The sequence below is a fragment of the Phycicoccus flavus genome, from assembly GCF_004025965.2.
Lineage (GTDB): Bacteria > Actinomycetota > Actinomycetes > Actinomycetales > Dermatophilaceae > Phycicoccus > Phycicoccus flavus.
Genome location: NZ_SAYU02000074.1, coordinates 1 through 19,800, shown reverse-complemented (window position 1 = coordinate 19,800; position 19,800 = coordinate 1). Strand labels below are relative to the sequence as shown.

20 protein-coding genes and 1 tRNA gene are annotated in these 19,800 nt (G+C 74.2%); 10 read left to right on the top strand and 11 right to left on the bottom strand.

Annotated features, from left to right (window positions below):
- Positions 1-1,274, bottom strand: a 1,274-nt coding sequence (locus tag EPD83_RS17140) for a 13E12 repeat family protein (protein ID WP_165566916.1), incomplete at its 3' end; no start/stop codon positions are given.
- Positions 1,275-1,650: 376 nt separating this feature from the next.
- On the opposite strand from EPD83_RS17140, the gene nhaA reads away from it, so the two are divergent.
- Entirely contained in the window at positions 1,651-3,072 is a 1,422-nt protein-coding gene (gene nhaA, locus EPD83_RS17135; RefSeq protein ID WP_165566915.1) for a Na+/H+ antiporter NhaA, read from the top strand.
- 52 nt (positions 3,073-3,124) lie between these two features.
- Complete coding sequence (locus EPD83_RS17130; protein WP_128366995.1) at positions 3,125-3,514, top strand: phage holin family protein; 390 nt, start codon at positions 3,125-3,127, stop codon at positions 3,512-3,514.
- 31 nt (positions 3,515-3,545) lie between these two features.
- Here the strand turns inward: EPD83_RS17130 and EPD83_RS17125 are convergent, their stop codons facing one another.
- Both EPD83_RS17125 and EPD83_RS17120 read right to left on the bottom strand, forming a co-directional pair.
- On the bottom strand, positions 3,546-4,754 hold the full coding sequence (locus EPD83_RS17125) for a MarP family serine protease (protein ID WP_164896467.1): 1,209 nt from the start codon (positions 4,752-4,754) through the stop codon (positions 3,546-3,548).
- Complete coding sequence (locus EPD83_RS17120) at positions 4,751-5,425, bottom strand: NUDIX hydrolase (protein WP_407676037.1); 675 nt, start codon at positions 5,423-5,425, stop codon at positions 4,751-4,753. Before EPD83_RS17120 ends, EPD83_RS17125 begins: the two co-directional genes overlap by 4 nt.
- 125 nt (positions 5,426-5,550) lie before the next feature.
- Here EPD83_RS17120 and EPD83_RS17115 point away from each other — a divergent pair, with 125 nt between their 5' ends.
- Positions 5,551-7,092 (top strand): FMN-binding glutamate synthase family protein, encoded by a 1,542-nt coding sequence (locus EPD83_RS17115; RefSeq protein ID WP_128366992.1) that lies wholly within the window; start codon positions 5,551-5,553, stop codon positions 7,090-7,092.
- A gap of 41 nt (positions 7,093-7,133) precedes the next feature.
- On the opposite strand, the gene nth is transcribed toward EPD83_RS17115, so the two are convergent.
- Positions 7,134-7,922 carry an endonuclease III gene (gene nth / locus EPD83_RS17110; RefSeq protein WP_205859574.1) on the bottom strand — a complete coding sequence of 263 codons (789 nt, stop codon included), beginning with the start codon at positions 7,920-7,922 and terminating at the stop codon, positions 7,134-7,136.
- 87 nt (positions 7,923-8,009) lie between these two features.
- Here nth and EPD83_RS17105 point away from each other — a divergent pair, with 87 nt between their 5' ends.
- On the top strand, positions 8,010-8,687 hold the full coding sequence (locus tag EPD83_RS17105; RefSeq protein ID WP_165566914.1) for a Crp/Fnr family transcriptional regulator: 678 nt from the start codon (positions 8,010-8,012) through the stop codon (positions 8,685-8,687).
- Here the strand turns inward: EPD83_RS17105 and EPD83_RS17100 are convergent.
- The 5 genes from EPD83_RS17100 to EPD83_RS17080 all read right to left on the bottom strand — a co-directional run bounded on the left by EPD83_RS17100 (position 8,684) and on the right by EPD83_RS17080 (position 11,880).
- Positions 8,684-9,418 carry an MBL fold metallo-hydrolase gene (locus tag EPD83_RS17100; RefSeq protein ID WP_165566917.1) on the bottom strand — a complete coding sequence of 245 codons (735 nt, stop codon included), beginning with the start codon at positions 9,416-9,418 and terminating at the stop codon, positions 8,684-8,686. The genes EPD83_RS17105 and EPD83_RS17100 overlap by 4 nt on opposite strands.
- A 77-nt stretch (positions 9,419-9,495) precedes the next feature.
- Positions 9,496-10,431 (bottom strand): aldo/keto reductase, encoded by a 936-nt coding sequence (locus EPD83_RS17095; protein WP_165566913.1) that lies wholly within the window; start codon positions 10,429-10,431, stop codon positions 9,496-9,498.
- A 102-nt stretch (positions 10,432-10,533) separates the two neighbouring features.
- On the bottom strand, positions 10,534-11,229 hold the full coding sequence (locus EPD83_RS17090) for an NUDIX hydrolase (RefSeq protein ID WP_165566912.1): 696 nt from the start codon (positions 11,227-11,229) through the stop codon (positions 10,534-10,536).
- Between the two features lie 19 nt (positions 11,230-11,248).
- Entirely contained in the window at positions 11,249-11,722 is a 474-nt protein-coding gene (locus tag EPD83_RS17085) for a RidA family protein (RefSeq protein WP_128367602.1), read from the bottom strand.
- A gap of 5 nt (positions 11,723-11,727) precedes the next feature.
- Entirely contained in the window at positions 11,728-11,880 is a 153-nt protein-coding gene (locus tag EPD83_RS17080; RefSeq protein WP_128367603.1) for a DUF4177 domain-containing protein, read from the bottom strand.
- A 45-nt stretch (positions 11,881-11,925) separates the two neighbouring features.
- Between EPD83_RS17080 and EPD83_RS17075 the strand changes: the two genes are divergently transcribed.
- From EPD83_RS17075 to EPD83_RS17065, 3 genes are read left to right on the top strand one after another with little or no spacing between them, the layout of a single operon-like run.
- A complete protein-coding gene (locus EPD83_RS17075; RefSeq protein WP_165566911.1) occupies positions 11,926-12,693 on the top strand; it encodes an alpha/beta hydrolase family protein in 768 nt (255 codons plus the stop codon).
- Positions 12,694-12,725: 32 nt separating this feature from the next.
- Positions 12,726-13,754: an ArsA family ATPase gene (locus EPD83_RS17070; RefSeq protein WP_165566910.1), complete on the top strand. Its 1,029-nt coding sequence runs from the start codon at positions 12,726-12,728 to the stop codon at positions 13,752-13,754.
- Positions 13,751-14,926 (top strand): ArsA family ATPase, encoded by a 1,176-nt coding sequence (locus EPD83_RS17065; RefSeq protein ID WP_165566909.1) that lies wholly within the window; start codon positions 13,751-13,753, stop codon positions 14,924-14,926. The genes EPD83_RS17070 and EPD83_RS17065 overlap by 4 nt, the downstream gene beginning before the upstream one ends.
- 155 nt (positions 14,927-15,081) lie before the next feature.
- On the opposite strand, the gene EPD83_RS17060 is transcribed toward EPD83_RS17065, so the two are convergent.
- Positions 15,082-15,405, bottom strand: a complete 324-nt coding sequence (locus EPD83_RS17060) for a WhiB family transcriptional regulator (RefSeq protein WP_128367561.1) — start codon at positions 15,403-15,405, stop codon at positions 15,082-15,084.
- A gap of 231 nt (positions 15,406-15,636) precedes the next feature.
- On the opposite strand from EPD83_RS17060, the gene EPD83_RS17055 reads away from it, so the two are divergent.
- Positions 15,637-18,063, top strand: coding sequence for a transglycosylase domain-containing protein (locus EPD83_RS17055; protein ID WP_128367560.1), 2,427 nt, complete (start codon positions 15,637-15,639; stop codon positions 18,061-18,063).
- A gap of 25 nt (positions 18,064-18,088) precedes the next feature.
- On the opposite strand, the gene EPD83_RS17050 is transcribed toward EPD83_RS17055, so the two are convergent.
- Positions 18,089-18,553, bottom strand: a complete 465-nt coding sequence (locus EPD83_RS17050) for a GatB/YqeY domain-containing protein (protein ID WP_128365148.1) — start codon at positions 18,551-18,553, stop codon at positions 18,089-18,091.
- Positions 18,554-18,647: 94 nt separating this feature from the next.
- On the opposite strand from EPD83_RS17050, the gene EPD83_RS17045 reads away from it, so the two are divergent.
- Positions 18,648-19,628, top strand: a complete 981-nt coding sequence (locus EPD83_RS17045; RefSeq protein WP_128365150.1) for a metallophosphoesterase — start codon at positions 18,648-18,650, stop codon at positions 19,626-19,628.
- Positions 19,629-19,725: 97 nt separating this feature from the next.
- Positions 19,726-19,799 (top strand) — tRNA-Pro (locus EPD83_RS17040).
- Position 19,800 lies beyond the last annotated feature (1 nt).

Here is a 19,800-nt window from a genome sequence, read left to right as displayed (position 1 = left end):
GCGGGGCGACTACAGCCGTACATGCGGCAGGTGCCGTCCCGGGTGGTGACGAGCTGCCGCATCCGCGCGGGCGGGCGGTAGGCGTCCGACGTGATCGAGGCCAGCGTGCCGGTGTCGGCGTCCAGGACCGCCCGGGCGACCTGCAAGGGGAGGCTGGTGAGGATGCCGGCGACGGTGGTGGCGTCGACCCAGCCCAGGCCGGGCAACTGCACCCCGGAGACCAGGGCGGTGGCGCGGGTGTCGCTGCCGAGGCGGGTGGGAGCCATCTCGAGCGCAGTCGGCACGCCGGGACCGTCGGCGGTGTCGTAGTCGGCGAAGTCGTGCCAGCCGAGGTCTTCCTGGGTGTCGGCGGGGAGGTCGCCGATGCGGACCTCCTCGCCGGTGGTGGCGTCGATGATCGTCTCGTCGGGGTCCCGCGGGGAGAAGGTCCGCACCGTCGGGACCGGGGCGGAGTCCGGGACGCCGGTGACGACAGGGACGCCGAGCGTCACCTGCGCGCTGACGCTCACGTTGCGCAGCAGCAGGTCCCCGAACGCGTCGGCCCGGGACTCCGGAACGGTGAGAGTGTCGTCGACGTCGCGGTACTCCGCAGCAAGGGACTCGACGGCGCTCCACGCCGCCTTGCTGGTCGCGGTGGGCAGCAGCGCGAACCACTCGGTGAGGCCGTCCTCGCTCGGGCAGACCTCGACGGTCCGCACCTTCTTCGTCTTCGCGGCGTGCTCGGCGACCTGGTCGGCGGCCACGCGGGCCGCGATGCGGCGGGTCTCGGAACTGACCCGGGCCGGGTCCATGCCCGCGAGCCGCGGCGCGAGCCGGGCGTCCACACGGCCACACGCGTCGAGGTCGAGGCCGGCGCAGGCGTCGAGGACCTTGTGCGCCGTCACCGCCGCGACCTCCCCCTCCAGCACGAGGTCCCGCACGGCCGGGAACGCCTCCGACAACCTCGCGCCGAGGCGGAGCTTGCGCCCGGCGACCCCCTCGGTGACGCCGGCCTCCATCGACAGCATCGAGGGGGCCATGCCGTCGACGAACCCCGCCGCGTGTACGCGCTCGAGGAGCGCGTCGGAGGTGAGCCGGTACTCGACCCGCGCCCCGTACGCGGCGGTCACGGCCTGCGCGCCCTCGACCGCGTTGACGACGGCCTGGAGCTCGCCGGCGACCTCGAACGCCTCGGTCGGATCCAGGCTGCGGCCGTGCTCGGCCAGGTCCCTCGCGAGCAGAACCGCATCGCCGCGCAGTGCGGCGATGCGGCTGCTCACGTCCCCCCGGTCCATGCCCCGATCTTACCCGAACACGCGTACGACGACAAGACCCATTCTGCTCATGTTCGCCTGCAGCAGAATCAAATTGCTACCGACCCGGGAGCATCTCCAAGCCGTCGGGACGGAGGGGCAGAACCACGAACGGGACGACCCCCAACCCACACGACGGCCCGGGCCAGGACGGCACCGAGGCCGGCCTACGCGACCCGCCGGCCCGTGCTGAGGCCGCCGGCGCCCTCGACCCCCCGGGTCCGCCAAGCGGGCGTGCGGAGACAGCCGGCCCACAGGCCCGGTAGGGTGTTCCCGGAGCGCCGGGAAGTCTGGTCGGCAAGACACTGCCGCGTCCCCTGCGCCCCGGGCCGCGGTCCGCACCTCGACAGGAGCCGCGATGAGCCCCTCCCCCGCCGAGAACCCCGGGAACCCGGACACCCCCACGCCGCCGGAGCGTCCGGACCCCCACCACGACCAGCTGTTCCACCGCCCGTCGTGGACCGAGGCCCAGTTCGTCGCGAATGCCCTGCGCACCGAGACCATCGGGGGCGCGGTGCTGCTCGTGGCCGCCGTCGTCGCGATCCTCTACGCGAACAGCCCGTGGCGGGAGTCCTACGAGGCGCTGCGCGACCTCAAGGTCGGCGTCGACTGGGGGCACCTGAAGCTCACGCTCAACCACTGGGCCGCGGACGGCCTGCTGGCCATCTTCTTCTTCGTCGCCGGCCTCGAGCTGAAGCGCGAGTTCCTCGTCGGTGAGCTGCGCACTCCGGCGAAGGCGGCCGTGCCGGTGCTCGCGGCCGTCGCCGGCGTTGTCACCCCGGCGATCGTCTTCCTCGGCGTCGTGACCTTCATGGGCGGCGAGGGCGACGCCCTGCGCGGCTGGGCCATTCCCACGGCGACGGACATCGCGTTCGCCCTCGCGGTCCTCGCCGTCATCGGCTCGCACCTGCCGTCGGGGCTGCGGTCCTTCCTGCTCACCCTGGCCGTGGTCGACGACCTCATCGCCATCACGATCATCGCGATCTTCTACACCTCCGACCTGCAGCTCGCCCCGCTGCTCGTCGCCCTCGTCCCGCTGGCCGTCTTCGCCTACCTCGTGCAGCGCCGGCTCGGCCAGTGGTACCTGCTCATCCCGCTGGCCGCCCTCACCTGGGGCTTCGTCCACGCCTCCGGGGTGCACGCGACGGTGGCGGGCGTGCTGCTCGGCCTCACGGTGCCGGTCAAGCCGCGGGCCCGGGGCGTCCCCCGGCTCAGCACGATGTCGGCCGAGGAGGACGTCGCCCATCGCTTCGAGCACCGCCTCCGGCCGATCTCCGCGGGCTTCGCCGTGCCCGTCTTCGCCTTCTTCGCCTCCGGCGTGACGATCGTCGGCGGCGGCTTCGGCGAGACCCTTGTCGACCCCGTGGCCATCGGGGTGATCTGTGGGCTCGTCGTCGGCAAGCTCGTCGGGGTGCTCGGGTCCACGTGGCTGATGGCGAGGTTCACCAGCGCCGAGCTCGACGAAGACCTCGCGTGGTCCGACATCGCCGGCCTGGCACTGCTCACCGGGGTCGGGTTCACCGTGTCCCTGCTCGTCGGCGAGCTCGCGTTCGGCGCCGGCTCCGAGCGCGACGAGCACGTCAAGCTGTCGGTCCTCGTGGGCTCGCTGCTGGCCGCCAGCCTGGCGTCCGTGGTGCTCCGGCGCCGCAACAAGGTCTACAAGCGGATCCACGAGGAGGAGACCCGCGACGAGGACGGCGACGGCATCCCCGACTGCTACCAGGAGGACGCCCCGGCCGCGTCGGGCAGCGGCGACCCCGGGGCCGGTGCCACTCGGTAAGGTCGGACCCGTACGCCCCGACGAGGGACGACGTCGACCCCAGCGAGGACCCATGGCACCCGAGAGCACCGACCGGACGATCGGGCAGCTGGTCGCCGACGTCACGCACGACCTGCAGGGCATCGTGCGCGGCGAGATCGAGCTCGCGAAGGCCGAGGTCAGCCAGGGCGCCAAGGTCATGGGCAAGGGCGCGGGGCTGCTGGCCGGCGCTGGGTTCCTCGGGGTGGTCGGGCTCGTCTTCCTCTTCCACACCCTCGCCCGGGTGCTCGCCGTGTGGCTGCCGGTGTGGGCCGGCTACCTCATCGTCACCGTGCTGCTCTTCGCCCTCGCCGCCGTGCTCGGGCTCCTGGGCCGCAAGGCACTGCAGGAGGCCAAGCCGAAGCCGGAGAAGGCCATCGTCCAGGGCCAGGAGACGGTCAAGGTCCTCAAGCGCGAGGCCTGAGCCCCGACGCACGGCGCCCCCACGCGCGCCGTCAGTGCGTCGCGCAGGCCCCCGTCGGGACCGGCGCGTTCGCCCGCCGGGCGGTGTCGAGCACCGGCGCCATCTCCTCCAGCGTCAGCGCGTACCCCGTGTCCGGGTCGTCGAGCGAGGTCGCGAAGACCATCCCGACGACGTCGCCGTCGGCGTCGAGCACCGGGCCGCCCGACGCCCCCTGCCGGATGGTCGCGCGCAGCGAGTAGATGCGCCGCGTCGTCCCGGGGTCGCCGTAGATGTCGGCCCCCCGTGCCTCGAGCACCGAGCGCACCCGGGCCGACCCGACCCACAGGCCCTCGTCGCCCGGGAACCCGGCGAGGACGGCGTCGTCGCCGCGCCCCAGCTCCTCGCCCTGCGGCAGCCGGTTCGCGGTGAGGCCCGGCACGAGGAGGACGGCGATGTCGCGGTCGGCGTCGAAGGCGACGACCTGCGCGTCGAGCTCGGGCCCCCGCCCGCCGACGTCGACCTGCACCCGGGAGGCCCCGGACACGACGTGCGCGTTCGTCACCACCCGCCCCTGCGAGAGCACCCAGCCGCTGCCGACCTGGGTCTGGCCGCACCGGGGGGCCTCGGCGCGCACGTGGATGACGGAGCCCAGCGCCCGGCGCACGGCGGGGTCGCGCGCCAGCCGGCCGTCCGGCGCCGGCACGGACGCGATGGGCTCGGGGCCGAGGCCCTCGAAGACCCGGGGGAAGTCGGTCCGGCCGAGCGCCTGGGTGGCCTCGTCGACGACCCCCTGGGCCGAGGACGGCACGAGCCGGTCGATCTCCTGGACCACCGCCGAGCGGGCGAGGACCGGTCGCAGCGACGCCGGCCCGGAGGTCCGCAGCGCCCCGGCGAGCACCCAGACGACGAGGACGGCGACGACGAGCACCGCGACCGCCCCGACGGCGCTGTCGACCACCCGCAGCGAGGAGGAGCGGATGCGGCCCCGCAGCCGCGAGGCCAGCGCGAGCATGACCCCCTGGCCGATGGTCGCGACGACCAGGGTGAGCGCGACGAGGACGAGGGTCCCCACCGGCGTCGAGAGGTCGATGTCCGTCGCCGCCCGGAGCAGCGGGGGCCCGAACCGCAGCGCCGCCCAGGCCCCGGCGACCAGCCCGACGAGCCCCAGCAGCGCGGCAACGAACCCCTGCCGCCAGCCGCTGCCCGCGTAGCCGAGGAGGACCAGGACGAGCACGATGTCGAGCACCGTCGACCCGCTCACGCGCCCTCCTCCTGCTCCACGGCCCGCATCCACGGCGAGCGCACGGAGTCGGGCAGGTCGCGCTCGCGGGTGTCGTCCCAGGGCGCGCCGATCCCGCCGAGCTCGAGCACGGCGTCGAGCAGCATCGCCGTGAACCCCCAGACGAAGAGGCCACCCACGTCGAACCCGGGGCCCCGGTAGGGTCCGAAAACGGCCGTGAACCGGCGGTCGGGGTCGAGCAGGTCGGCGACCGGGACCCGGACGACCCGCGCCACCTCGGCCTCGTCGACGACGCCGACCGGCACCGGCCGGGGCCACCAGCCGAGCACCGGGGTGACGGCGTTGCGGCTCGGGGCGAGGAAGAGCGGAGGCAGCGTCGCGAGGACCTCGACGCCGGCGGGGTCGAGCCCGACCTCCTCCTCGGCCTCGCGCAGCGCCGCGCCGACCACGCCGTCGTCCCCGGGGTCGACGCCGCCGCCGGGGAAGGACACCTGGCCGGGGTGGCTGCGCAGGGTGTGCGCCCGCTCGGTGAGGACGACGTCCGGCTCGCCGTCGGGCCCGGGGCCGAAGAGCACGAGCACGGCGGAGTCGCGCACCCGGTCGGCCGGCGGCGGGTGCTGTGCGAACCACGGGTGCGCGCCGACATCCCGGCGCGCCGCGAGCCGCGCGAGCCACGCCGGTGCCGAGGTCATGGCGGTCATCGTAGATAAGCGTTCTGTCAGCGCCGGACGCCGACTCACAGGTGACGTCCAGTGTCCGCGAGCAGCGTCTCGGGTAGGTCACGACACAGGACCGTCCGCGCCGAGGAGGAGCACCGATGACCGGATCGAAGGGCTGGACCGGAGCCGCCGCGGCCGGGGCGGGAGTGACCGCGCTGGCGGCCTACGACCTGCTGCAGAAGCGGCACAGCATCCTGCGCCGCTACCCCGTCGTCGGGCACCTGCGCTACGTGCTGGAGGACCTGCGTCCCGAGCTGCAGCAGTACTTCATCGAGCGCGACTGGGACGGCCGGCCGTTCGACCGCAACACCCGCTCGGTCGTCTACGAGCGGGCCAAGGGCATCCACGGCGAGAAGTCCTTCGGCACCGAGCGCGACGTCAACGAGGTCGGCTACGAGTACCTCGTGCACTCGGTGGCCCCGGTGGAGCCGCCGGACGAGCCGGCGCGGGTCCAGGTCGGCGGGCCGGACTGCACGCGGCCGTACTCGATGGCGCTGATGAACGTGTCGGCGATGAGCTTCGGGTCGCTGTCGGCCAACGCCATCCGTGCCCTGAACAAGGGCGCCGCGATGGGCGGGTTCGCGCACGACACCGGCGAGGGCGGGCTGTCGGCCTACCACCTGGAGCACGGCGGCGACATCGTCTGGGAGCTCGGCACCGGGTACTTCGGGGCCCGCACGAAGGACGGCGGCTTCGACCCCGACACCTTCGCCGACAAGGCGGCGCACGACGCGGTGAAGCTCGTGTCGCTCAAGCTGAGCCAGGGCGCCAAGCCCGGCATCGGCGGCGTGCTGCCGGCGAAGAAGGTGACCAAGGAGATCGCGGAGGTCCGCCAGGTGCCGCAGGGCGAGAAGTGCGTGAGCCCGCCGGCGCACCGGGTCTTCTCGACCCCCACCGAGCTCGTCGAGTTCGTCGCCCGGATGCGGGAGCTGTCCGGCGGCAAGCCCGCCGGGTTCAAGCTGTGCGTCGGCTCGCGCCTCGACGTCCTCGCGATCTGCAAGGCGATCCTCGAGGTCGGGACGGCCCCGGACTTCATCATCGTCGACGGGTCCGAGGGCGGGACGGGCGCGGCGCCGCTGGAGTTCGAGGACCACGTCGGGATGCCGCTGACGCACGGGCTGATGACCGTGCACAACGCGCTGGTCGGGGCGGGCCTGCGCGACCGGGTCAAGGTCGGGGCCAGCGGCAAGGTCGCCCAGGGCAACGACATCGTCAAGCGGCTCGTCCAGGGCGCGGACTACACGAACTCGGCCCGGGCGATGATGATGGCGGCCGGCTGCATCCAGGCCCAGCGCTGCTCGACCGACACCTGCCCGAGCGGGGTCGCCACCCAGGACCCGCGGCGGGCGCGGGCCCTGGACGTCGGCGACAAGAGCGAGCGGGTGCGGCGCTACCAGGAGGCGACGGTGGCCGAGGCGATGCAGCTCATGGCCGCGATGGGGGTGCGCTCCCCGGACCAGCTCTCGCCGTTCCACCTGCGCCGCAACATCACCGAGACCGAGGCCCGTTCGTACGCCGAGCTGTACGACTGGCTCGAGCCGGGTCAGCTGCTGCAGGACGCGCCGGAGTCCTGGGCCGCGGACTGGCGGCTGGCCAGTGCCGACTCCTTCGCCCCGCACGCCTCCCCCACCCGGCTGTAGGCGCCCACCCGCGCCGACCGGCGGAGCCGGGGCCGGCGGCGTCAGGCGTCGTCGGGCAGGGGCCCCGGTGGCGGGTCGGGCGGCACGGCGCCGGGCGCGAGCTCGAACTTCAGCAGCGCGCGCGCCTTCTCGGGGTCGGTCTCGCCCTCGCCGTACGCGGGGCACCAGCGGGTGACCGGGCAGGCGCCGCACGCCGGCCTGCGGGCGAAGCAGGTGCGACGGCCGTGGAAGATCACGACGTTGCTCAGCGTCGTCCACTCGCGCCGCGGGACGAGCGCGGCGACGGCGGCCTCGACCTTGACCGGGTCGGTCTCCTGGGTCCACCCCCAGCGCCGCACGAGACGCCCGACGTGGGTGTCGACGGTGATGCCGGGGACGCCGAAGGCGTTGCCGAGGACGACGTTGGCCGTCTTGCGGCCGACCCCGGGCAGGGTGACCAGGTCGGCCAGCCGTCCGGGCACCTCGCCGTCGAACCGCTCGACGATCGCCTGGGCCAGGGTGATGACCGAGGTCGTCTTGGCCCGGAAGAACCCGGTGGGCTTGAGGACGGCCTCCATCTCGTCGCGGTCGGCCGCGGCCAGCGCCTCGGCGGTGGGCCAGCGCGAGAAGAGGGTCGGGGTGACGGTGTTGACGAGGACGTCGGTGGTCTGCGCCGACAGCACCGTCGCGACGAGCAGCTGCAACGGGGTCTCGAAGTCGAGCTCGCAATGGGCGTACGGGTAGCGCTCCTGGAGAGCCTTGTAGGTGCGGCGGGCCCGGCGGGTGCGGGCCACGGGCGACTCCTCGCCGGTGGCCGCACGCCGGACGGCGGGGGTGGGACGGGTGGGCACGGCGCCAGCGTACGGGCGGCCACCGACGGTGCTCCGGGGCCACGGCAGCACGCGTCGGGCCGGTGCCGCTCTGGCAGACTGTGGGTCGTGGACCACGACGTCGTGCGGAAAGCCCCGCTGTTCTCGCCCCTCGACGACCAGGCCGCCGAGACGCTCATCGCGACGATGAGCCCGTCCCGCCTGGAGCGCGGCGACGTCCTCTTCCACGAGGGCGACCAGGGCGACCGGCTCTACGTCATCGGTGAGGGCAAGATCAAGCTCGGCCGCACGAGCAGCGACGGGCGCGAGAACCTCCTCGCCATCCTCGGCCCCGGCGAGATGTTCGGCGAGCTGTCGCTCTTCGACCCCGGCCCGCGCACGGCGACCGCGACCGCCGTCGCCGAGACCCAGCTCGTGTCGATGGGCCACGAGCAGCTCAAGGAGTTCCTCGCCCAGCGGCCCGGCGTCGCGCTGACCCTCCTCTCGGCGCTCGCCCGCCGGCTGCGCCGCACCAACGACGTGCTCGCCGACCTCGTCTTCACCGACGTGCCGGGACGGGTGGCCAAGGCGCTGCTCGACCTCGCCGGGCGGTTCGGCCGGCAGGTCGACGACGGCGTCCTCGTGCCGCACGACCTCACCCAGGAGGAGCTCGCGCAGCTCGTCGGCGCCTCGCGGGAGACGGTGAACAAGGCGTTGGCCGACTTCGCCTCGCGCGGCTGGCTGCGCCTGGAGGCCCGCGCCGTCCTGCTCCTGGACGTCGAGCGCCTCACCCGCCGCGCGCGCTAGCCGCGGGGCGTCCAGGCCACCCCGAGGTGGTCGAGCTGGGCCCGGACCGACATCCGGGCCGCCGGCCACACCTCGCGCGGGACCTCGGCGTAGACCCGGCGCAGGACCCCCTCGACCGGGTCCTCCTCCGTCGCCGCGCCGTCGGCCAGGGCCTGGCGCACCTGCTCCAGCCGCTCCTGGCGGTGCACCCGGTAGAACGCGACCATGGCGGCGGCGTCGGGCACCCGGGGGCCGTGGCCGGGCAGGATCGTCGTCGCGCCGCCGTCGCCGGTGAGGGCGGCGAGCCGGTCCAGGGAGTCGAGGTAGGCGCCGAGCTCGCCGTCCGGGTGCGCGACGACGGTCGTGCCGCGGCCGAGCACGGTGTCGCCGGTGAGCAGTGCGTGGTCGGCCGGTAGGGCGAAGGACACGGAGTCGGCGGTGTGCCCGGGCGTCGCGACGACCCGCAGCTCGAGGCCCCCGACGGTGACGACGTCCCCGTCGGCGAGGTCGTCGTGGCCGGCGCCGACCGCCCGGGTGGGGGCTCCGGTCAGGGCGGCGAAGCGCGGGGCGCCGGCGGCGTGGTCGTGGTGGCGGTGGGTGAGGAGGGTGAGCGCCACCCGGGCCCCCCGAGCCTCGACGTGGTCGAGGACCGCCCGCAGGTGGGGCTCGTCCTCCTCCCCGGGGTCGAGGACGACGGCCTCGCTCGAGCCGGGCTCCAGCAGCACCCAGGTGTTCGTCCCGTCCAGCGTCATCGGCCCCGGGTTGGGCTCCAGGACGCAGTGCGCACGCGCGGTGACCGGGCCCCCGGCCCAGGGGGCCGCCTCCTCGCTCACGGGACGGTGTACCCGGCCGCCCGGAACAGCTCGTACCACTCCGAGCGGGTGAGCGGCAGGTCCGAGCCCAGTGCCGCGTCGGTCACCCGCTGCGGCGTCGTCGTGCCGAGGACGACCTGCATCCTCGCGGGGTGACGGGTCAGCCACGCCGTCGCGACGGCCAGGGCCGGCACGTCGTACTGCGCCGCCAGCCGGTCCAGGACGGCGTTGAGCTCCGGGTAGTCCGGGTTGTCGAGGAAGACCCCGCTGAAGAACTTCGCCTGGAACGGCGACCACGCCTGCAGCGTGATCCCGTGCAGCCGGCAGTAGTCGACGACGCCGCCGCCGTCGAGCGTCGTGGACTGCTCGAGGGCGTCCATGTTCATCGCGACGCCCTGGGCGATCGCCGGCGCGTGGGTGAGCGAGATCTGGATCTGGTTGGCGACGATCGGCTGGGTCACCGCGGTGCGCAGCAGGTCGATCTGCCGCGGGGTGTGGTTCGACACCCCGAACGCGCGCACCTTGCCCGAGGACTCGAGCTCGTCGAAGGCGCGGGCGACCTCCTCGGGCTCGACGAGCGCGTCGGGGCGGTGGAGCAGCAGCACGTCGAGGTGGTCGGTGCGCAGCGCCCGGAGCGACCCCTCCACCGAGGAGACGATGTGGTCGCGGGAGAAGTCGAAGTACGCGCCGTCCCCGTCCGGGACGATGCCGGTCTTGCTCTGCAGCACGACCTGCTCGCGCTCGGACGGGCTGAGCGCGAGGGCCTCGGCGAAGCGCTCCTCGGCGCGGTGCAGGGGGCCGCCGTACACGTCGGCGTGGTCGAAGAAGTCGATGCCGGCGTCGCGCGCGGCCCGCACGAGCGTGCGGATCTCGTCGTCGGTCTTGTCGGCGATGCGCATCATGCCCGCGACCACGTTGACCTGCTCGCCGCCGGCGAAGGGCACCCGTCTCATGGCCGCGACGCTACTGGCTCGCGCCGACCGGGAGCGGACTAAGGCCCGGCGCGCTCGCCCCGGGTGCGGCCCGTCGAACGGCGGACGGCTTTGCCCCGGCGCTCAGGGCAGGTCGGTGCGCAGGACGAGCGTCCCGTCCGGCTCGCGCTCCAGGACCGGGTCGACGCGGCGTACGTCCGGGGTGTGGGCGAGGAAGTCCGCGGCGGAGGCGAACTCGCGCAGCGCCTCCAGCGCCCAGACCTGCGGCGGCATCATCCGCACCTCGCCCGCGGCCGCGCGCCGCAGTGCGTCCTCGGGCCGCACCCAGCCGCCGCCGTCGGACTCGCCGCTGGTCTCGCCGGCGTGCTGCCCCTCGGGCATGGCCGCGGCGAGGATCCAGGTGTCGTAGCGGCGCGGCTCGAAGGCCGGCGTCACCCAGTGCCCGCGCGGGCGCAGCGCGGCGACGGGGACCCGCACGCCGCACTCCTCCTCGACCTCGCGGACGGCGGCGGCGGCCAGGGCCGCGGCCTCCCCGACGGGCACGCCCATGAGCGCGGCCAGCTCGGCGAGGCCCGGGGTGGCCGGGTCGAGCCCACGGTCGACCGGGTCCACCCGGCCGCCGGGGAAGACGACCATCGACGGCGCGAAGGCCATCGTCGCCACCCGGCGCTGGACGTAGACCTCGACGCCGCCCGCGGCGTCGCGCACGAGCATGACGGTGGCGGCGGGGCGGGGGTCGGCGGCGGGCGGGCAGCCGCCCGCGAACCACGCGTCGGCGCGCGCCAGCAGGTCGGGGTCGGTGACGCGGCGGCGCAGCACCCGTCCCGGGGGCGGGCCGTCAGTCGCGGACGTGGACGATCACCTCGACCTCGACCGGCGCCCCGAGCGGCAGGGCCGCGACGCCGACGGCCGAGCGGGCGTGCACCCCGGCGTCGCCGAAGATCTTCCCGAACAGGTCGCTGGCCCCGTTGATCACGCCGGGCTGCCCGGTGAACGAGGGGTCGGAGGCGACGAAGCCGGTGACCTTGACGACCCGCTCGACCCGGTCGAGGTCGCCGACGACGGAGCGGACCGCGGCGACGGCGTTGAGGGCGCAGACCGCGGCCAGCTGGGCGGCGCGCTCGGGCGTCACGAGGCCCACGAGCTCGCCGACCGGCCCGGTCTCGGGCAGCTCGCCGTCGACGAGCGGCAGCTGTCCGGACACGAACACCCGCGACCCGTCGAGCACGGCCGGCGTGTAAGAGGCCAGCGGCGGCACGACGTCGGGCAGGGTCAGCCCGAGCTCCCGGATGCGGTCCTCGACGGCGCCCACGCGGGTCAGCCCTTCGGCCGCTTGAGGTACGCGACGAGGTTGCCGTCGCCCATCTGGAGCACCTGGACGAGCTCCCAGCCGTCCTCGCCCCACTGGTCGAGGATCTGCTTCGTCGCGTGGACGATGAGCGGAACGGTCGCGTACTCCCACGTCTGCATGCGCGCCACCCTATCGCCGGGCCGGTGGGGGCTACGGTGGCGGTGATGAGCGACGAGCCCGAGGTCATGTCCCGCAGCGCCCGCCAGCCCGACCGCACCGAGGTCACCGGGCCCGAGCAGACCGACGTCTACGACGTGTGGGAGCCCGACCCGCACCGGGCCCGCGGCGTCACCGTCGGCCTCGTCCACGGCGGGTTCTGGCGCGAGCGGTACGACCGCGCCCACCTGGCCCCGCTGGCCGACGCCCTGGCCCGCGACGGCTTCCACGTCGCCAGCCTCGAGTACCCCCGCACCGGCATGCCGGGCGGCGGCTGGCCGGGCACCGCCGAGTCGCTGCGGGCCCGCGTGGCGTCGGTCGCGGCCGACACCGACCTGCCCGACCCGCTCGTCCTCGTCGGGCACTCGGCCGGCGGCCACCTCGTCCTCTGGCTCGCGTCGGAGGACCGCGTCGACGGCCTGCTCGGGGTCATCGGCCTCGGTCCGGTGGCCGACCTCGCCGAGGCCGACCGCCTCCACCTCGGCGACGACGCCGTGCGCGCCTTCCTCGGCGGCGGGCCCGAGGAGGTGCCGGACGCCTTCGCCGAGGCCGACCCCGCCCGGCAGCGCCTCACCGCCCGTGCCGTACTCGTCTCGGGCGAGCGGGACGACGTCGTGCCGCCGGCCGTCGCCGACACCTACGCGGCCGGACGCGCCGAGGGCGACCCGGTGTCGACCTCGACGGCCCGCGGCGCCGACCACTTCGACCTCGTCGACCCGGAGTCCCCGGCCTACCTGCTCGTGCTCGCCGAGGTCGAGGAGCTCACCCTCCACTGAGCGCGCCCGGCGAGCGGCCTACGCTTGACGTCATGGCCGCCCCGTCGCTTGAGCGCGTGCTCGCCGGGGTCCGCCTCCACGTCGTCACCGGCAAGGGCGGGGTCGGCAAGACGACGGTCGCGAGCGCCCTGGCCCTGGCGCTGGCCCGGGCCGGACGCACGGTGCTCCTCGTCGAGGTCGAGGCCCGGCAGGGCATCAGCGCCGCGTTCGGGGTCGCGCCGCTCGGGACCGAGGAGGTCCGCCTCGTCCAGGACCGCTCCGGCGGCGAGCTGTGGGGGCTGTCGGTCGACGCCAAGGCCGCGCTGCTGGAGTACCTGCAGACCTTCTACAAGCTCGGCCGCGCCGGCGGCGCCCTGGAGCGGATGGGCGTCGTCGACTTCGCGACGACCATCGCGCCCGGCGTGCGCGACGTCCTGCTCACCGGCAAGGTCTACGAGGCGGTCGGCCGCACCGCCGGCTCCCGCCGCGGGAGGGGGAGGCCGGTCTGGGACGCGGTCGTCCTCGACGCCCCGCCCACCGGTCGCGTCGTGCGCTTCCTCGGCGTCAACGAGCAGGTGTCCGAGCTCGCCCGCGTCGGTCCCATCCACGGCCAGGCCGAGTCGATCACCCGGATGCTGCGCAGCGCGACCTGCGCGGTCCACGTCGTCACCCTGCTCGAGGAGATGCCGGTGCAGGAGACCGCCGACGCCGTCGCCGAGCTGACCGCGGCGGGCTTCCCGCTCGGCGCCCTCGTCGTCAACCAGGTCCGTGAGCCGCTGGTCCCGCCCGCCCTCCTGCGTGCGCTCGAGGACGACGAGGTCGACGAGCGGGTCCGCTCCGACCTCGCCACCGTCGGGGTCCGCTCGGGCGCCCGGACCGTCGGCGGGCTGCTCGCCGAGGGCCGCGCGCACGCCGCCCGGGTCGCCCTGGAGCAGGAGCTGGCCGGCGAGGTCGCCGCCCTCGGCCGCCCCGTCCTGCGGCTGCCGGCGCTGGACCGGGGCGTCGAGGACGGCGGGGTCGCGGTCCTCGCCGAGCACCTGGCCGCCGCAGGGGCGGCGGGCGGGGTGGAGGCCGGCCGATGAGCCGCGCCACCGCCGCGCCGCTCGACGTCGACGCGCTGCTCGCCGACCCCGGCACCGGCATCGTCGTGTGCTGCGGCGCCGGCGGCGTCGGGAAGACGACGACGGCCGCGGCCCTCGGGGTCCGGGCCGCTGAGGCCGGGCGCCGCGTCGTCGTCCTCACCATCGACCCCGCCCGGCGGCTCGCGCAGTCCCTCGGCCTCACCGAGCTCGACAACACCCCGCGGCCGGTGCCCGGGGTCGGGGCGGAGGCGGGCGGATCGCTCGACGCGATGATGCTCGACATGAAGCGGACCTTCGACGAGGTCGTGCTCGCCCACTCCACCCCCGAGAAGGCCACCCAGATCCTCGAGAACCCCTTCTACCAGGCGGTCTCCAGCTCGTTCGCGGGCACCCAGGAGTACATGGCCATGGAGAAGCTGGGCCAGCTGCGCTCGCAGGCCGACCGGGACGGCACGTGGGACCTCGTCGTCGTCGACACCCCGCCCTCGCGCTCGGCCCTGGACTTCCTCGACGCGCCGAAGCGCCTCGGGTCCTTCCTCGACGGCCGGTTCATCCGACTGCTCATGGCGCCGGCCAAGGCCGGCGGGCGGGCGGGGCTCAAGGTGTTCTCGTTCGGCGCGAACCTCGCCGCGGCGACGCTCTCCCGGGTGCTCGGCGGGCAGTTCCTCACCGACGTGCAGACCTTCGTCGCCGCCCTGGACACGATGTTCGGCGGCTTCCGCGAGCGCGCCGACGTCACCTACGCGCTGCTCAAGCAGCCGCAGACGGCGTTCGTCGTCGTCGCCGCGCCGGAGCGGGACGCGCTGCGCGAGGCCGCGTACTTCGTCGACCGGCTCGCCGCCGAGCGGATGCCGCTGGCCGGGGTCGTCGTCAACCGGGTGCAGGTGCTCGCCTCGCCCGGGCTCGGCGGGGCACGGGCCGAGGCCGCCGCCGAGCACCTCGACGACCGCGCCGACGACACCGACGGCGGCGAGGGGCCGCCGCCCGGGCTCACCGCGGCGCTGCTGCGCCTCCACGCCCGGCTGGCCGAGGTCGCGGCGCGGCACGAGGGGCACGTCGCGCGCTTCGTCGCGGCACATCCCGGGGTGCCCGTGTCCACGGTGCCGGCGAGCGCGACCGACGTGCACGACCTCGACGGCCTCCGCGAGATCGGGGCCGCCCTCGCCCGCTGAGCAGCGGGCGAGGCCGGTCAGGGCCCGCGGCGGGGCGGGGTCGTCGGGGTCCGGAGACGGAAAGCCCCCGGAGGGGCCGACCGACCACTCGTGACTGCAGGGGGTGTCACGACTGGTTGCAGGGGATGGTCGGCCCCACCGGGGAGTTCAGGGGGTCAGGCGATCTCGCTCTCGGCGCTGTGCGCCTTCGCGGCGGACAGCAGTGCCGTCCACGACCTGACGTCCGGCCGGCGTCGCAGGAGGGCCCGGCGCTCGCGCTCGGTCATCCCTCCCCAGACGCCGAACTCGGTGCGGTTGTCGAGGGCGTCCGCGAGGCACTCGGCCACGACCGGGCACCCCTTGCAGACGACCTTGGCGGCTCGCTGGGCCTTCCCCTGGACGAAGAGCGCGTCGGGGTCGGTCCCGGCGCAGCGGCCGAAGGGTGCCCACTCGGCGACCCACGAGCCGTCGGCGGGAACCGTGACGGGAGAGATGCTCATGTCCACCTCGCTTTGCCGTGCTGGATGCGATGCCGTCACCGTCCGGTGGCGACCTGGGGAAAACGGTACGGACGGGCACACCAGTGGGGGTATCGTCCGAACCGGTCGGGGGCACCGACGAACGGTCGAACCCTCGGACGAACGGCCGATGCGCCGCCTCGCCCGACGGGCCGAGGGCTCGCGCCCGGCGGAATCTTGGATCACCAGGTCCCCGGGTTACCCTGTCGACCCATGGACGGACGCGCCCAGAACATCCCCGCCGTGCTCAGGCTCCTTCTCGGTTTCGTGGTGCTGAGCACGGTCGCCGGCCTGCTCATGGCCGCCGTCGCCGTCCCCGCCATCGGGGCCGGCGGCCAGGCCGCCAAGGGCGGGGTGGACTTCTTCAACGACCTGCCGAGCGAGTTCACCATCTCGCCGCTGGCCCAGCAGAGCCGCATCCTCGACGCCGACGGCAAGCTCATCGCGAACCCGTACGACGAGAACCGCATCATCGTCCCGCTGAAGAAGATCAACAAGAACATGCGCAACGCGCAGATCGCGATCGAGGACGCCCGGTTCTACGACCACGGCGGGCTGGACCTGCGCGGCTTCACCCGCGCCATGGTCTCGAACATGCAGGGCGGCGACGTCCAGGGCGCCTCGACCCTGACCCAGCAGTACGTGAAGATCACCCTCCAGGAGCAGGCCCTCCGGCGCGGCGACGCGGCCGCGGCCGAGCAGGCGGTCACGAAGTCCTACGCCCGCAAGGTCCAGGAGCTGAAGTACGCGGTCAACGTCGAGGAGAACTACACCAAGGACCAGATCCTCGAGGGCTACCTCAACCTCGTCTACTACGGCGACCAGGCCTACGGCGTCGAGGCCGCGGCCCTCAACTACTTCGGCGTCCACGCGAGCAAGCTCAAGCTCGGCCAGTCCGCACTGCTCGCCGGCATCGTCCAGCAGCCGACGGCCTACAACCCGGTGCTCAACCCGAAGCAGGCCCAGGCCCGCCGCGACATCGTGCTCACCCGGATGGGCCAGCTGGGGATGGCGACGCCGAAGCAGGTGGCGAAGGCCAAGAAGCAGAAGGTCTCCTCGATGATCAAGCGCAAGCCCATCAAGGGCGTGTGCCACCGGTCCTCGCGGCCCTACTTCTGCGCCTACGTCATGGCCTACCTCCAGAAGTCCCCGGAGATGGCGGTGCTCGGCAAGACCCCGGAGGACCGGCTCAAGCGCATCAACACCGGCGGCCTGACCATCCGGACCACGCTCGACGCGAAGATGCAGAAGGACGCGCAGTCCGAGATCGAGAAGGCCGTCCCGGTCGGCAACAAGAGCAACCTCGGCGGCGCCGTGACGATCATCGAGCCCGGCACCGGCAAGGTGCTCGCGATGGCGCAGGCGTCGAACTTCGAGAAGGACCAGACCAACTGGAACGTCGACCAGGTCTACGGCGGCGGCCCCTACGGCTACCAGTTCGGGTCGACGGCCAAGGTGTTCGGTCTCGTCACCGCCCTCGAGCAGGGCATGCCGATGAACGGCGAGATCTACGTCCCCTTCGCGGACGCCAAGAAGGGCTACGAGTTCGACGGTCCCGACGTCGTCGGCGCCCCGTGCGGGGCCAGCGACCCGTGGGAGGTCACGAACGACTACCCCATCGGCGGGCGCAAGATGAGCCTGGGCGAGGGCATCGGCAAGTCGATCAACACCTGGGCCGCCCAGCTGTCCATCGACGTCGGTCCCTGCAACGTCCAGAAGACGATGACGAAGATGGGCCTGCACGCGGCCAACGGCAAGCCCATCGAGGGGACGATCTCCAACGTCACCCTCGGGTCGGGCACGACGACGCCGATGAGCATCGCCAGCGCCTACGCGACGATCGCTGCCGAGGGCAAGTACTGCACCCCGAACCCGATCGTGTCGATCACGACGCCGGACAAGGAGGAGATCAAGGTCCCCGGGCCGGAGTGCAAGCAGGCCATCGACAAGGACGTCGCCAACGGCGCCGCCGAGCTGATGAAGGGCACCTTCGAGAGCGGCGGCACCGCCCAGGGCGCGTGGAACCTCTCCGACCGGCCCGCCGCCGGCAAGACGGGCACCACCGAGAAGCACAACCAGGGCTGGTTCGTCGGCTTCACCCCGCAGCTGTCCACCGCGGTCTGGATCGGCAACGTCAAGGTCGCGAACAAGAACGGCAAGCTGTACTCGCTCAACGGCAAGTGCTTCGGCGACTACGGCTGCTTCAGCGAGGTCTTCGGCGGCACGGTGTCCGCGCCGGTGTGGGGCGCGATCATGCGCGAGGTCACCGACGGCATGCCCGTCAAGGACTTTTCGGAGCCCAGCGACAAGGTCAAGCAGGGCGACCTCGTGCCGATCCCGAACGTCTACGCCCGCAGCCAGGACTCCGCGCGGCAGATCCTCGACGACGCCGGCTTCCGCAGCCACGTGTCGGGCTACATCTCCAGCAGCGCCCCGGCGGGCACCGTGGCCGGGACGAGCCCGTCCGGCTCGGCGATGTCCGGGTCCGACGTCGGCCTGCTCATCTCGTCGGGTCAGCCGGCGATCGCGGCCCCGGCGCCCCAGCCGCAGCAGCCCCAGCCGCCGGCCCCGCAGCCGACGCAGACGACGTCGGACCCGAAGCCGGACAAGCCCGGCAAGACGCCTCCGCCGAAGAAGTAGCGCGGCCGGGTCGGCGGCCGCCCGGTCAGCGGCCCGCGAGCGCGCTGCGCACGGCGGCGGCCACCCGGCCGCCCTCGGCGCGGCCCGCGACCTCGGCCTGGGCGGCCTTCATGACCCGTCCCATGTCCTGCATGCCGGTGGCGCCGGTGGACTCGACCGCCCGCTGGGCAACAGCCCGCAGCTCGTCGTCGCCGAGCTGGGCCGGCAGGTAGCCCTCGAGCACGGACAGCTCGGCCTCCTCGCCCTCGGCCAGCTCCTCGCGGCCCGCGCCGTGGTAGGCGGTGGCTGCCTCGCGGCGCTTCTTGGCCTCCTTGGCCAGCACCGCGAGGACCTCGTCGTCATCCAGCTCGCGAGCCTCGTCGCCGGCCACCTCGGCCGTCGTGACCGCCGTGAGGGCCATCCGCAGCGTCGCCGCGGTCACCTTGTCGCGGGCGCGCATGGCGTCGTGCAGGTCGCCCTGGAGCCGGGCCTTGAGGGTGGTGTCGGTCATGCAGGCATCCTCGCACCCGGCGCCCGCCGGCGGCATCCGGGTCGGGCCGCGGTGCGGCCCCGGCCGCGGCCCCCGGGTTTGCGAGGATGGACGCATGGACCGACTCCCCCGCGCCCTGCTCCGTACGCTCGGCGTCGCCGCCGGCACCGGCGTCGCGGCGGTCGCGTACGCGGGGCTCGTCGAGCGCACGTGGTTCGCGCTGCGCCGGGTCGCGGTCCCCGTGCTGCCGCCCGGGTCGGCCCCGGTGCGGGTGCTCCAGGTCTCGGACCTGCACCTGACGCCAGGGCAGGAGAAGAAGATCGCCTGGGTCCGCTCGCTCGCCGACCTGCGGCCCGACTTCGTCGTCGACACCGGCGACAACCTCGCCCACGCCGCCGCGGTCCCGCCGCTGCTGCGGGCGCTGGAGCCGTTGCTGGAGTTCCCGGGCGCCTTCGTCCTGGGCTCCAACGACTACTTCGCCCCGGTCCCGAAGAACCCGGCGCGCTACCTCACCTCCTCCTACGCCAAGGCGCCGCGGCAGCGCGGCAACCTGCCGGTGGGCGAGCTCGTCGACGGGCTGCGCGCCGGTGGTTGGGCGGACCTGGACAACGCCCGGGAGGTCGTGACGATGGGCGGGCACCGGGTCGAGCTGGTCGGGGTCAACGACCCGCACGTCGACTTCGACCGGTACGACGAGGTGTCCGGTCAGGCCCGCGAGGACGCCGCCCTCACCGTCGGGCTCGTCCACGCGCCCTACCAGCGGATCCTCGACGCCATGACCCGCGACGGCGCCGGTCTCGTCCTGGCCGGCCACACCCACGGCGGTCAGCTGGCCCTTCCCTTCCACGGCGCGCTCGTCACCAACTGCGACCTCGACACCGGCCGCGCCAAGGGCGTCTCGCGCTGGTGGCCGGGCGCGGGCTCGGCCGGGCGGCGCGGGCGGGTGCGGCCGTCCTCGCAGGCACCCCGGGACGCCGCATGGCTCCACGTGTCGGCCGGCCTCGGCACCTCGCCGTACGCCCCGGTGCGCTTCGCCTGCCGCCCCGAGGCCACCCTGCTGACCCTGCTCGCGAAGGACCCCGACTTCCCCGACTGACCGGCCGCGCCGGGTCCCGGCGAACCGATTTCGGATGCTTCCCGGTGGTCGGCTATCCTCGGGTGTCGCCGCGGGCAGCAGCCCTCGGAGGCAGCCACGGGGTGTGGCGCAGCTTGGTAGCGCGCGTCGTTCGGGACGACGAGGTCGCAGGTTCAAATCCTGTCACCCCGAC